The organism is Paenibacillus thiaminolyticus (assembly GCF_003591545.1).
Taxonomy (GTDB): Bacteria; Bacillota; Bacilli; order Paenibacillales; family Paenibacillaceae; genus Paenibacillus_B; species Paenibacillus_B thiaminolyticus_A.
In genome coordinates this window covers 61,869-73,755 of the sequence record NZ_QYZD01000023.1, presented here as the reverse complement: position 1 = coordinate 73,755, position 11,887 = coordinate 61,869, and the positions used below count along the sequence as shown (strand labels likewise).

Sequence of the window (11,887 nt, the reverse complement as noted above, 5' to 3'; positions counted from 1 at the left end):
CCTTATAGTCAATATCCCAACGAATCAGGAGTACAACCATCAGCGCCCTTATAGGCAATATCCCAACGAATCAGGAGCACCATCAGTGTCCTAATAGTCAATATCCCAACCAGTCAGAAGAAACGATTACCACCCATATAACATTCCTCCATTGATACAAGTCTTCTGTTCTAGTTATTCCCCTCCACGCACCTGCGTTATGGGAATACTGGGCATAAGATGGTACAGATACGAATTCGATTCGCCTTCCTGCCCCGAAGGGATAACGAGCATAAGGCGCGGCTGATATGAATTCGTTTTGCTTTCCTTCGCCGAAGGGATAATGAGCGTAAGGCGCAACAGATACGAATTCGATTCGCCTTCCTGCGCCGAAGGGAGAATTCGATTCGCCTTCCTGCGCCGAAGGGATAATGAGCGTAAGGCGCAACAGATACGAATTCGGTTTGCTTTCCTGCGCCGAAGGGATAACGAGCATAAGACGGTACAGATACGAATTCGATTCGCCTTCCTGCGCCGAAGGGATAATGAGCGTCCTGCAGGATAACGAGCGTAAGGCGCTCTATATGTGATAAAGGGGGCGCTTGGATCTGCCCGAGGATAACAGCTTAAGGCAATGCAGATGCAGGTTCTGTACGGTTCCCTGGTAAAAGGGAGAGTCAAAACATCGGATAGAGTAGATGCGGATTCATTTCGCTTTTCCGGATCAACTGGGATACTCAGCATAAGACGGAGCAAAGATGAAAACCGCCCGGATTCAGCTCCGGACGGTTCCAGCAAGAGGGTATCAATTTAACTATTCAGATCAGGACGTTCATTGGTGACGAGGTAGACGACCGACTCGCCGATATTGGTGGCATGGTCCGCAATCCGTTCGATATAGCGGCCGACGAAGGTGAGCAGCATCGCCTGGGAGGCGTTATGCGGATTTTCGAGCACGTAGCTGAGCAGTTCGCGGAATATTTGGCTGTACAACTGGTCGACTTGATCATCGTCCTTCGCCATTTTGTAGGCCAGATCGATATCTTCCTGCACATAGGCCCGAATCGAATCGGTAATCATGTGCTGGACAATCTCCGCCATGCGCGGCAGGTCGATGAGCGGCTTCATCAGCGTCTGACCTTCTATCCGCAGCACGACCTTGGCGATATCGATGGACAGATCGCCCATCCGCTCCAGATCGCTGGAAATGCGGAAGGCGACAAGGATGCGCCGCAGATCTTTGGCGACCGGCTGCTGCGTCAAAATCAGCTTCGAGCCCAGCTCCATAATCGTATCCTCCATCCGGTTCAGATGCGGATCCTCGTTAATGATTGCCCGGGCGCGTTCCGCGTCCATCGTTTTCAACGATTCTATCGATTCGAACAGCGCACGCTCCACATGGCTGCCCATTTGCTCGAGCAGGCGGCTGAGCTCATCCAACCCCAGATCGAATTCCCTGCGCTTAATCATCCTGGTTTCCTCTCCTTTTTAGCCGAAGCGTCCCGTAATATAATCTTCCGTCCGCTTGTCGCTCGGATTGGAGAACAGCGTCTCCGTCTGATCGAACTCAACCACTTCCCCATTGAGGAAAAAGACGGTCTGATCCGACACGCGGGCGGCTTGGTGCATATTGTGCGTAACCATGACAATTGTATATTGATGCTTCAGTTCCTGTACCAGTTCCTCAATCTTCAGCGTCGAGATCGGATCCAGCGCGGATGTCGCTTCATCCATCAGCAAAATCTCAGGGTTCACCGCCAACGCGCGCGCGATGCAGAGGCGCTGCTGCTGCCCCCCGGACAGACTGAATGCCGACCGCTTCAAATAATCCTTCACTTCATCCCACAGCACGGCGGAACGAAGGCTCTGCTCAACGATCTCATCCAGCTTCGCCTTGTTGCGAATGCCATGAAGCCGCGGGCCATAGGCAATATTGTCATATATCGATTTCGGAAAAGGATTCGGCTGCTGGAAGACCATTCCTACTTTTTTGCGAAGCGTCTCCACATCGACTTCTTTGCTATAAATATTGGTACCGGCAATCTCTACCCGCCCCTCGATGCGCGTGCCGGCAATCATATCGTTCATCCGGTTCAGCGTCCGCAGCAGCGTCGACTTGCCGCAGCCGGAAGGGCCAATGAATGCGGTGACTGCCTTCTCAGGGATTGTCATCGTCACATTCTTGAGCGCATGGTAGGTGCCGTAATACAGATTCAGGCTGTCTATATTGATGATTGTTTTCAAATCCGTCGCGGTTGCCGTATTCGTCGTTATCGCCGCCGTCGTCATACGATCGTCTCCTTATCTGTTTTTCTGATATTTGTTGCGCAGCAGCACGGCTGACAGGTTCATCAGGATGAGCAACGCCAGCAGCACGATGATGCCCGCTGCGGCCAACTCATGGAATGCCAGCTGCGGCCGCGATACCCAGTTGAAAATCTGGATCGGCATAACGGTGAACTGATCCAAGATGCTGTTCGGAAGAAAAGCGACGAACGTCAGGGCGCCGATCATAACGAGCGGCGCGGTCTCGCCGATCGCCCGGGACAATGCCAGGATTACACCGGTTAGTATGCCGGAGATGGCCGATGGCATGACCGAACGGGAGACCGTCTGCCATTTGGTCGCGCCAAGGGCGAACGAAGCGTCGCGCCGCGTCTTCGGAACTGCCCGAATCGCCTCTTGGGCGGATACGATAATGATCGGCAGCACGAGCAAGGTCATCGTCAGCGAGCCGGAGAGCAGGCTGCGGTCAAGCGACATGCCGCGCACGAAAATCGTCAGCCCGAGAATCCCGTATACGATGGACGGAACGCCCGCCAATGTGCTGATATTCAGCTGGATGAACCGGGTAAAGGCGTTCTTCTTCGCGTATTCTTCCAGATAAATGGCCGCTCCTACGCCAAGAATGAATGAGATGGGCGCCATGATGAGCACCATATATATTGATCCGACAATCGCCGATTTCATCCCGGCGACGGCAGGCCGGCGGGACGGATAATTCGTGAACAAATCTAAGTTGAGCCGGGACAGGCCGTCCATCATAATGTTAACGATCAACGCCATCAGCGCCACGATCCCAATTAATGTCGCGATAACAAATAGAATGTGAAGGCAAAAATCGATTTTCCGCCGGGTGCTGATTTGCTTGCGGTTCGCGTCATGTAACATCGCCATCTGTCAATACTCCTCCCTGAACCGGCGTGCAACCCAAAGCGCCAATATATTAAGCAGAAACGTAATGATGAACAACAACATACCGACGGCGAAAATCGTGCCGTACTCGATAGAGCCATGCGGCGTGTCGCCCAGGCTAACCTGCACGATATAAGCGGTCATCGTCTGAATGCTCTCCAGCGGATTCAGTGTCAAGTTCGGAGTCGCCCCAGCGGCCACCGTCACAATCATCGTCTCGCCGATCGCCCGCGAGAAGGCGAGTACGGCGGAGGAGACGATGCCCGACAACGCGGCCGGCACGACAATCTTGAGCGCCACCTCGAAGCGCGTTGCCCCAAGGGCATAGGCCCCGTGGCGCAAGCTCTGCGGCACCGCAGTCATCGCGTCCTCGCTCAAGGAGGAGACCATCGGAATAATCATGATGCCGACGACGATTCCGGCGCTGAGCGCATTGAATACGCCTGTGCTCGGGAAGATCTCCCGGATAATCGGCGTGACGAAGGTAAGGGCAAAATAGCCATATACAATAGTCGGCACGCCAGCCAGCACTTCCAGAATCGGCTTGACGATCTTGCGGACGCGATCCGGCGCGTATTCGCTCAGATAGATGGCGCTAGCCAGCCCGATCGGGATCGCCACCAGACATGCGATGAGCGTCACCAGCAGCGTCCCGCCGATAAGCGGGAGAATGCCGAACGACTTCGGCTCAATAAGCGGGCTCCACCGGGTGCCGAACAGGAAGTCGGCGATGTTGACGTGGGAGAAGAAGTTCCACGTCTCCGAGAATAACGTATAGACGATGCCTATTGTCGTCAGAACGGAGACGGCCGCGCACAGGAACAGCAGCACCGGCATGATTTTGTCCGACAAATGCATTCTGCGGTTACGGAACGTCAGCTTCCCTTCTTGTTGCGGGACATTCGCCTGCATATGCTTAACCTCACTTTTAGCTTCATTTACAATTCGTTAACAATCACGCTATGAAAATGTGATGTCCCTAATTCATGAGGATAAGAGACATCACACGTTCATCATCGTGTATGACTGCTGCGTACGAATTCCGGCGATTACTTCAACTGGTTCAACTGCTCGTCATATTTCTCTTGCGGCAGCGGCACATAGCCGACTTCTTCCGCAATGCTGCCTGCCGTCTTCAGGTAGTACTCGACAAAAGCCTTCACTTCCGGCTTCTCCATCTGCTTCTTGCTTACGTAGATAAGGAGCGGACGGGACAATGGGGAATAGCTTCCATCCTTAATCGTATCGAGCGTTGGAGTTACCGTTGCCGTTCCGTTATCGACAGGAACGAGCTTCAGCTTATCTTGATTTTCCTCGAAGAAAGAGTATCCGAAGTAGCCGATCGCATTTTTGTCTCCGGCTACGCCTTGCACGATAGCGTTCGTATCGGCGCTGAACGTAATCTGGCCGTCATTGCGGCTTTCTTGCGCCTTGCCGTTAATCTCTTCCGTGAAATAGTCGAACGTTCCATGGTCCGCGCCCGGAGAGTAGATTTTGATCTCCTCGTTTGGCCAGCCTTCCCGCACTTCTGCCCACGTTCTGACTTTGGAGTTCGGCTCATAGATTTTTTTCAGCTCGTCGAGCGTAATTTTGTCGACCCAGGAGTTGTCTTTGTTCACGACGATGGATAAGCCGTCATAAGCAACTGTCAATTCCAAATACTCGATGCCGTTCGCCTTCGCATCTTCCGCTTCCTTGTCCTTGAGCGGGCGGGAAGCGTTGCTGATGGCAATCTCGCCTGTGCTAAACCGCTTGAAGCCGCCGCCGGTGCCGGACGTTCCTACAGAGACGCGGACCGCGCTATGCTCCTTGCCGAATTCTTCCGCAATCGCCTCTGTCATTGGATAGACCGTGCTGGAACCGTCGATTTCAATCGTCCCGGACAATTTGTCCTCGCTGCCTTGATTTTCCGTATTGTTAGCTGTGTTCGACTGCGTTGATCCCGTATTGCCGCCGCAGGCCGCCAGCGCGAATGCCATGACTGCCACCAAAGTAAGCAGCATGATTTGTTTGCCCCACTTTTTCAAGTGAATTCACTCCTTTGAATTGGGTCTCTCATTTCCTGATTGATAAGTTCGCTTGCTGCCTTACAATCTGAATCTTACTGCTTGTTTGTTAAGCCTGATTTGGAAGTATGTTAACGGAGTGTAAAAATTCAAAGCTGCTATGAGCGGCGCTATTGTCAGCAGCGTCCTGCAACGGATCCGCCAATCTGTTACCTGAAAGGCATGACTCGGCTCGACATAAAAAAATCCCTGGTCACACAGACCAGGGATTAACAAATGGGGAAAATGAGCGAATGAGCTAATGTCAAAGCTCATTATTTTTATACTATCAGATACTTTTTTCCATGAAAAATTAAAATATCCCCTTAATAAGAGAAAAAAGCAGTAAGCCACATATTGCTGCAGTATGTTATAGTAGGAATTCCCAATCTTGTTGATTTGTAAATTCATTTTTCAGAATGAAAATAAATTTTACCGGATCAACACTTTATTTTGACTAATGAATTCAGGTGAATTATGGAAGAAGTTACGGTTCAAGAATTTAGATCAGAAATTTCAAATAGGGAAAATATTAGAGTGATTTTAGAAAGTGATTTTTTAAGTACGCGGCCCCATAAAGTGGTCGACCTATACTTCCAGTTAGGCAAAATCATAATAAACGACTGGGAAATAGATATTAAAAAGTGCAAGATTTTTTTAGAAAAAAAGAAAACCTTTTTGATAAAGGATTGGGAAATCAATGCCAAGAAGTGCAAAATTTTTTTAGAAAAAAAAGAGTACGTGATAACAAGCACTGACTCTAAGACTAAACTGATTCTATATTCAGGATTACGCTTTTGACAAAAGGTTCATTCGCCTCTATCGAGCCAATAAGAGGCCGCATATGTAAAGACGCCTCCAACCCCGCGCCAAAGCGGGATGGAAGCGTCTTTTTCTGTCAAAGTGCCCGTCAGCGTGACCAGTTGAGCCTGCAAGGCTAAAAAGGACGGTTTATCCGTTTTGATTTACAAATATTTCAATTTCATTAAAATCACGTTCTTGCAGTATAGGGGATACATGAACAATGGAATGAAAATTAATATTAAGCGGTATTGTAGTAATAATAAAGTCAATGTCCATGCTTTTTATATCGCCTTCAAGCATTTTTCTATCCACTTCACCTATAATCTCGAGTTTTCCGTCGAACTTTTTATTAATCCAGCTCTTCATGTATATTTCCCAGCTTTTCTCTTCCCCTGTAATTAGAAGCACTTTTTTCTTATTCATATTTTTGAGCCGCCCGGTTGCCGCTATCCGCATCGTTACTTTTGCGGCTTCTTCATCAGGCACATCTAAGATCTCCAGTTTCTTCGCCCATTCGTTATATGCTTTCTTCACTGACAGAAACGTTTTTTTATAAGTCTTCTTTATATACTCGCAAGTCTCCTTTTCCGGCATTATTATCTTCGGGAGAAACATTAATTTATAAAAAGTATGTCTACAGTAATCAACCATACCATACACAAAATCTTCGTCGCTTGCTAAATCAATCTTTACTTCTCTTTCCAATATGTGAATGAAATCACTTATATATGTATAAGCTTGTATTTTCCCTTCCTTATACAGTTTTAGTTCTTCCCGCCTTAAGTTAGCTTGATTTACGCTTACGTATCTGGATAATTTCACGATAATTACTAATAATACTTTCTCCTCAATCGTCAAAAAATGAATGGCGTCTCGTTTTTCATCTGTGCCCCTTTCAAATATTTCTTTATAATACGGGGTCTCAATTGTATTTTTAATTATGCATTCATTAAATTTTACCCTATTCCCTTGCTTCCTGCGTATAAAAAGAATGACCATGATAAAAACGAATCTTCTTCTGTCGTTCGTAGAAAATATAATACCTAATTTTTTTTCGATATAAGAAATATAACCTAGAAGCTCTTCTTTCCTATACTCTGTAAACGGCCATTCTTCTTCCGTAAAAGCCTCCAAATAGCGTTCAGAAAACATTAAGATGATTTGGAACTCATCCCCTGTGATTCCTAAAGGTTTTTTCTCAAGTGATAGACCAAATTTTTCAATATATTCACTAACCCTTTTTAGTACTATATTCGTTGAAGAGGTAGGAAGATATAATTTCTCGGACAAAGAGGTAATGGTAGGTGCAGTTCCTTCCAAAAACTTCTGAAGAACCAAAAAAGTTAGGGATTTTTTAGATAAATTAGATATGACTTCACATATGGTCTGATCTTGGGGTATGGCTAATCTAACCCCTTTTCCCTTTTTTGAAAAGATAGAAGTGTTTTGCGGCAATAAATCATTGAGAACTGATATATCCTTTCGAATTGTTTTACTGGAGCAATCTAGTTTTTGTTCAAGTTCAGAGAGTGTAAACCACTTCTTTTCCTCAGCAAGAATCTTCAACAATTTGATTTTACGACTAATATCCTTTTCCATCATGATTTCACCTTCAGCGTTTTCGTCCAGCCGATCACTGTCGAATCTGCCTTCCAAGGTCAGATTATATAACAGTTCGTCTTCGATGAGTGCAACCGATTCACTCCTACACTCGGAACCCTATCGTATCATACTTTCCCGTGCTCCAGCGACGTTTTTTCACAGGACACTGTCTTCAATCCCGTTCCGCCATTCGCCTCAATTCCGCATGCGCTGCCTGGGCCCGCTCCTCCATGCGCTGCGCGCAGGCATCAATCTGTGTCAGCTGCTCCTGATTATGCGCGATCGCCTGCAGCAGCTGCTTCGCCGACAGCACGCCGGCATACTGCCCTCCGCTCGTAATAACGAGGCTGTCATACATCCGCTCCTCCGGGCGGGCCCCCGCCAGTTCTAGCAGTTGGGCCGCATCCGTCCCCCATTCGGCGCAAGCCATGTCCCGATCCATCAGCCGCGAGACAGGCTTCTCATGATAGAGCGCAGGGGACGCTAGGAGCGGCCATCGAACGCGGAAGTTGATGCGGACATACATTTGTAACACCTTGTTCATCGCTCTATCACAATTGTTGTGAAAATTATCACACCATTTGAGTACGATATAGATAAGCCTGTGATATGGATCATAGACAATATTCAAGTTTTATGAATACCGCACAGCGAAAGGGGTAACTGTCGATGGAATCGGATAATAATCAGGCAAACCGGATTCAAAAACAAGAGAAATGGCTTATCGTTGTCTCCCTTGTAGTGGGCATCATTATGCTCCTCTCGTTCCTACGGCGTTTGTTCTAACGCGGTGGGTTGACTGTTCACATCGTTCTGAAAATACGGCATTGCATTTCTGTTGAGGAGGGAAAGAGGACATGTACTCGTACGATCCTGTATTGTTCAGCCGCATTTTGACCGGCTTGACCTTGTTCGTGCATATTATTTACGCGACCATCGGCGTCGGAGTGCCGCTCCTGATCGCCCTGGCGGAATGGATCGGCATTAAGCGGAATGACCCCCATTATTTATTGCTGGCCCGCCGTTGGGCCAGGGGCTTCACTGTAACGGTAGCAGTCGGGGTGGTCACCGGGACCGCCATCGGGCTGCAGCTCAGCTTGCTGTGGCCGAACTTCATGAAGGTCGCCGGGCAAGCGATCGCGCTCCCGTTATTTATGGAGACGTTCGCCTTTTTCGTGGAGGCGATATTTCTTGGCATTTACTTATATACATGGGATCGCTTCAAAAACCGGATGTACCACTTTTTGCTGCTTGTTCCAGTAGCGATCGGCTCATCGGCCTCAGCCTTTTTCATCACAACCGTGAACTCATTCATGAATTCGCCGCAGGGCTTCGATTGGGTCAACGGGCAGATGACGAACATCCAGCCGCTGGCGGCGATGTTCAATCCATCGATGCCAACGCGGGTGAGCCACGTGCTCGTGACCGCGTATGTCACCAGCGCCTTCCTGCTCGCTGCCATCGCCGCGGTCTCGATGCTGCGCGGACGCAGCCATGTGTACTATAAGAAGGCACTGCGTCTGACGATGACGTCCGCCCTTATCTTCGCGGTCGCTTCGGCCGCCATCGGCGATCTGTCCGGAAAATATTTACACCAATACCAGCCGGAGAAATTGGCCGCCGCGGAATGGCACTTCGAGACGAAGGACAGTGCGGAGCTGATTCTCGGCGGCATCTTGACGAAGGACAATGAAGTGAAGTTCGCGATCAAGATCCCGTTTGGGCTGAGCATTTTGGCGGGAGGCACGCCGGATACCGTCGTTCAAGGGCTGAATGAGGTGCCCGAGCATGAACAGCCGCCGCTGCGGGCCACGCACTATTTCTTCGATTCGATGGTGTTCATCGGCATCTTCCTGACCGTCGTCTCGCTCTGGTACGTCGTCTGGCAGTACCGCCGCCGCAAGACTGGCAAGCCGATCAGCCGCCTGCTTCTGTATGCGATCGTGGCCGGGGCGCCGCTCGCCTTCCTGGCGATTGAATCAGGGTGGATGTTCGCGGAGGTCGGACGGCAACCATGGGTGCTGTGGAAAATCATGACCGTCGAAGAAGGCGCGACGACGTCCGATCATGTCGATACGATGCTGCTTCTGTTTTCGCTTCTCTATCTGGTGCTCAGCGTTACGGCCGTCAAGGTGCTGCGCAGCATGTTCCGCAACAATCCGGCCGAAGCGGAATTGGAGGCGAGCGGCATGGAAGGGGGCATGAAGCGATGAATTACGAACTGCTCGGGATGACCGTGCTGTGGATCTTTCTGTTCGGCTACCTGATCGTGGCGTCGATTGATTTCGGCGCCGGGTTCTTCAGCTATGTCAGCACGATTACAGGCAAACGGCATATCATTCACAATATTATTGAACGCTATCTGTCGCCGGTATGGGAAGTGACGAACGTGTTCCTCGTCTTCTTCTACATCGGCCTGGTCGGATTTTTCCCGGATGCGGCCTATTATTACGGCACCGCCCTGCTCGTGCCTGGAAGCATCGCCGTCATCCTACTCGCTGTCCGCGGCTCCTATTATGCCTTCAGCAACTATGGGTTCAAGAACAACCGGATCTATATGTTTTTGTACGGGGTGAGCGGCTGGCTAATTCCGGCGGCGTTGTCCACGGTGCTAGCTATCTCGGAGGGCGGATATATTTCGGAGCAAGGGGGCAAGGTGACCTTCCATGTCGGCAAGCTATTCACCAATATTTATCCGTACTCGGTTATTTTCCTCGCCTTGGTCAGCGTGCTCTATATTTCGGCCATGTTCCTGACCTATTACGCTGCCAAGGCGGAGGATAACGGGGCGCTCGAGATCGTCAGGAAGTACGCCCTCTTCTGGTCGGCGCCGACCATCTTGGCGAGCCTCTTCGTCTTCTATGCGATTCAAGAGCATAATGCGGAGCACTTCAACAATATGATTGCGAACGCCTGGATGTTCATCCTGTCGTTCCTGTTCTTCCTGCTCGCCGTCTACTTGGTCTGGAAGCGCCGCAATTACGGCTGGGCCTTCCTCTGCGTCGTGCTGCAGTTCGGGTTCGCCTGGTTCGGTTACGGCGCATCCCATTTGCCGTACGTACTGTATCCGTACGTCAACATTTATGACAGCTTCACCAATCCGGCGATGGCAACAGCCCTGATTTCCGTATTTATCCTGGGCCTGCTCGTCCTGATCCCGTCGCTGTTCTTGCTCCTGCGCTTATTCCTGTTCGACGCGAACTATGTTAAGGGCAAGAAGACCCCACGCTAAGGAGGTACAGACATGACGAATTTTCTTATATTTGCGGCGCCGCTCCTTATCGCGGCGTTGTCCATCGCGGCCGTGTTCTGGTGGGGAGCCCGCGCGAAGCCGTATGAGGATTAAGCGTCGCGCTATCGAAGAGAACGCGAACGCATGACGGCAGCCCGCTCTTCGGAGCGGGCTGCCGTCATTGCCTTATCTAGATTCATCGCAAAAAAAGAATCCATCTCCCAGTCGAAAATGGATTGTGCGCCTTATTCGTCGGTGCGGTGCGCCTTCTTATGATGGACCAATTTGTAACCGACGCCCCGAATCGAATCGATCTGGACGGATCGCTGGTTCATCTCCAGCTTCTTGCGCAGCGAGCTGACATGGACATCGACCGTCCGCTGTCCGCCGATGTAATCGAAGCCCCATACCGCATTCATCAGATCGTCCCGGGTAATGACCATGCCCGGGCGCTGGACAAGGTAGAGCAATACTTCGAATTCCTTCGGCCGCAGCGGGATCAGCTCCTGATGCAGCGTCACTTCATACTTCTCCGGATAGATGCGCAGATCGCCAATCGCAATGACTTTGTCGTCCGCATCTTCCTGCTCGACCGGCTCGTCGCTCGATGCACGGCGCAGCACAGCGCCGACGCGCGCGAGCAGCTCAGCCACGCCGAATGGCTTCGTAATGTAGTCGTCCGCTCCGCACTTCAAGCCCTGCACGACTTCTTCCTCCGCATTGCGCGCCGTCAAAATGATGACGGGCGTGCGGACGCCGGCTTGTCTCAGCTTGGACAGCACCTCGAATCCGTTCATGCCCGGCAGCATAATATCCAGTATAATGAGGTCGAACTTACGGTGCAGCGCCACCTGCAGCCCTTGGGAGCCGTGGTCGATCACCGTCGTATCGTACCCTTCCAAGGTCAGATTATATGACAATAGCCGCGCCAATGTCGGTTCGTCTTCGATGACTAATACTTTTCGTTCAGACATAATTATCCTCCGAAAGTCAATTCCTATCCCTAGTGCCTCTACCGATCGCAACCATA

At 50.3% G+C, this 11,887-nt stretch carries 12 protein-coding genes; 4 read left to right on the top strand and 8 right to left on the bottom strand.

What is annotated here, in order from left to right; translation table 11 throughout:
- Positions 1-789 precede the first annotated feature (789 nt).
- The 5 genes from phoU to DQX05_RS21220 form a co-directional block, all read right to left on the bottom strand.
- The gene (gene phoU / locus DQX05_RS21240; protein ID WP_119795470.1) at positions 790-1,449 is read right to left on the bottom strand and encodes a phosphate signaling complex protein PhoU; all 660 of its coding nucleotides are present in this window, start codon (positions 1,447-1,449) and stop codon (positions 790-792) included.
- An 18-nt stretch (positions 1,450-1,467) separates the two neighbouring features.
- A complete protein-coding gene (pstB, locus tag DQX05_RS21235; protein WP_119795469.1) occupies positions 1,468-2,268 on the bottom strand; it encodes a phosphate ABC transporter ATP-binding protein PstB in 801 nt (266 codons plus the stop codon).
- A 12-nt stretch (positions 2,269-2,280) separates the two neighbouring features.
- Positions 2,281-3,156 carry a phosphate ABC transporter permease PstA gene (pstA, locus tag DQX05_RS21230; RefSeq protein WP_119795468.1) on the bottom strand — a complete coding sequence of 292 codons (876 nt, stop codon included), beginning with the start codon at positions 3,154-3,156 and terminating at the stop codon, positions 2,281-2,283.
- A gap of 3 nt (positions 3,157-3,159) precedes the next feature.
- Positions 3,160-4,086 carry a phosphate ABC transporter permease subunit PstC gene (gene pstC, locus DQX05_RS21225; RefSeq protein WP_119795467.1) on the bottom strand — a complete coding sequence of 309 codons (927 nt, stop codon included), beginning with the start codon at positions 4,084-4,086 and terminating at the stop codon, positions 3,160-3,162.
- 137 nt (positions 4,087-4,223) lie between these two features.
- Positions 4,224-5,201: a PstS family phosphate ABC transporter substrate-binding protein gene (locus tag DQX05_RS21220; protein ID WP_182914850.1), complete on the bottom strand. Its 978-nt coding sequence runs from the start codon at positions 5,199-5,201 to the stop codon at positions 4,224-4,226.
- 495 nt (positions 5,202-5,696) lie between these two features.
- On the opposite strand from DQX05_RS21220, the gene DQX05_RS21215 reads away from it, so the two are divergent.
- Positions 5,697-6,020 (top strand): hypothetical protein, encoded by a 324-nt coding sequence (locus DQX05_RS21215; RefSeq protein WP_119795466.1) that lies wholly within the window; start codon positions 5,697-5,699, stop codon positions 6,018-6,020.
- Positions 6,021-6,170: 150 nt separating this feature from the next.
- Here the strand turns inward: DQX05_RS21215 and DQX05_RS21210 are convergent, their stop codons facing one another.
- Together DQX05_RS21210 and DQX05_RS30985 are read right to left on the bottom strand one after the other, a co-directional pair.
- Positions 6,171-7,625, bottom strand: a complete 1,455-nt coding sequence (locus DQX05_RS21210) for a BglG family transcription antiterminator (RefSeq protein WP_310735693.1) — start codon at positions 7,623-7,625, stop codon at positions 6,171-6,173.
- 172 nt (positions 7,626-7,797) lie between these two features.
- Entirely contained in the window at positions 7,798-8,169 is a 372-nt protein-coding gene (locus DQX05_RS30985; protein ID WP_182914849.1) for a CBS domain-containing protein, read from the bottom strand.
- 313 nt (positions 8,170-8,482) lie between these two features.
- On the opposite strand from DQX05_RS30985, the gene DQX05_RS21200 reads away from it, so the two are divergent.
- The 3 genes from DQX05_RS21200 to cydS are packed head-to-tail and all read left to right on the top strand — an operon-like array spanning position 8,483 to position 10,971.
- A complete protein-coding gene (locus tag DQX05_RS21200) occupies positions 8,483-9,838 on the top strand; it encodes a cytochrome ubiquinol oxidase subunit I (protein WP_119795465.1) in 1,356 nt (451 codons plus the stop codon).
- Positions 9,835-10,857, top strand: a complete 1,023-nt coding sequence (locus DQX05_RS21195) for a cytochrome d ubiquinol oxidase subunit II (protein ID WP_119795464.1) — start codon at positions 9,835-9,837, stop codon at positions 10,855-10,857. Before DQX05_RS21200 ends, DQX05_RS21195 begins: the two co-directional genes overlap by 4 nt.
- Before the next feature lie 12 nt (positions 10,858-10,869).
- Complete coding sequence (cydS, locus tag DQX05_RS33270; protein WP_397335820.1) at positions 10,870-10,971, top strand: cytochrome bd oxidase small subunit CydS family protein; 102 nt, start codon at positions 10,870-10,872, stop codon at positions 10,969-10,971.
- A gap of 131 nt (positions 10,972-11,102) precedes the next feature.
- Here the strand turns inward: cydS and DQX05_RS21190 are convergent, their stop codons facing one another.
- Entirely contained in the window at positions 11,103-11,831 is a 729-nt protein-coding gene (locus tag DQX05_RS21190) for a response regulator transcription factor (protein WP_119795463.1), read from the bottom strand.
- Positions 11,832-11,887 lie beyond the last annotated feature (56 nt).

Bases quoted from the DNA above. Each gene is read 5' to 3' on its own strand.
- DQX05_RS21190 (WP_119795463.1), bottom strand. From the start codon at position 11,831: ATGTCTGAACGAAAAGTATTAGTCATCGAAGACGAACCGACATTGGCG.
- DQX05_RS21200 (WP_119795465.1), top strand. From the start codon at position 8,483: ATGTACTCGTACGATCCTGTATTGTTCAGCCGCATTTTGACCGGCTTG.
- pstC (WP_119795467.1), bottom strand. From the start codon at position 4,086: ATGCAGGCGAATGTCCCGCAACAAGAAGGGAAGCTGACGTTCCGTAAC.
- DQX05_RS21215 (WP_119795466.1), top strand. From the start codon at position 5,697: ATGGAAGAAGTTACGGTTCAAGAATTTAGATCAGAAATTTCAAATAGG.
- pstB (WP_119795469.1), bottom strand. From the start codon at position 2,268: ATGACGACGGCGGCGATAACGACGAATACGGCAACCGCGACGGATTTG.
- DQX05_RS21210 (WP_310735693.1), bottom strand. From the start codon at position 7,625: ATGATGGAAAAGGATATTAGTCGTAAAATCAAATTGTTGAAGATTCTT.
- DQX05_RS30985 (WP_182914849.1), bottom strand. From the start codon at position 8,169: ATGAACAAGGTGTTACAAATGTATGTCCGCATCAACTTCCGCGTTCGA.
- pstA (WP_119795468.1), bottom strand. From the start codon at position 3,156: ATGGCGATGTTACATGACGCGAACCGCAAGCAAATCAGCACCCGGCGG.
- DQX05_RS21195 (WP_119795464.1), top strand. From the start codon at position 9,835: ATGAATTACGAACTGCTCGGGATGACCGTGCTGTGGATCTTTCTGTTC.
- cydS (WP_397335820.1), top strand. From the start codon at position 10,870: ATGACGAATTTTCTTATATTTGCGGCGCCGCTCCTTATCGCGGCGTTG.
- phoU (WP_119795470.1), bottom strand. From the start codon at position 1,449: ATGATTAAGCGCAGGGAATTCGATCTGGGGTTGGATGAGCTCAGCCGC.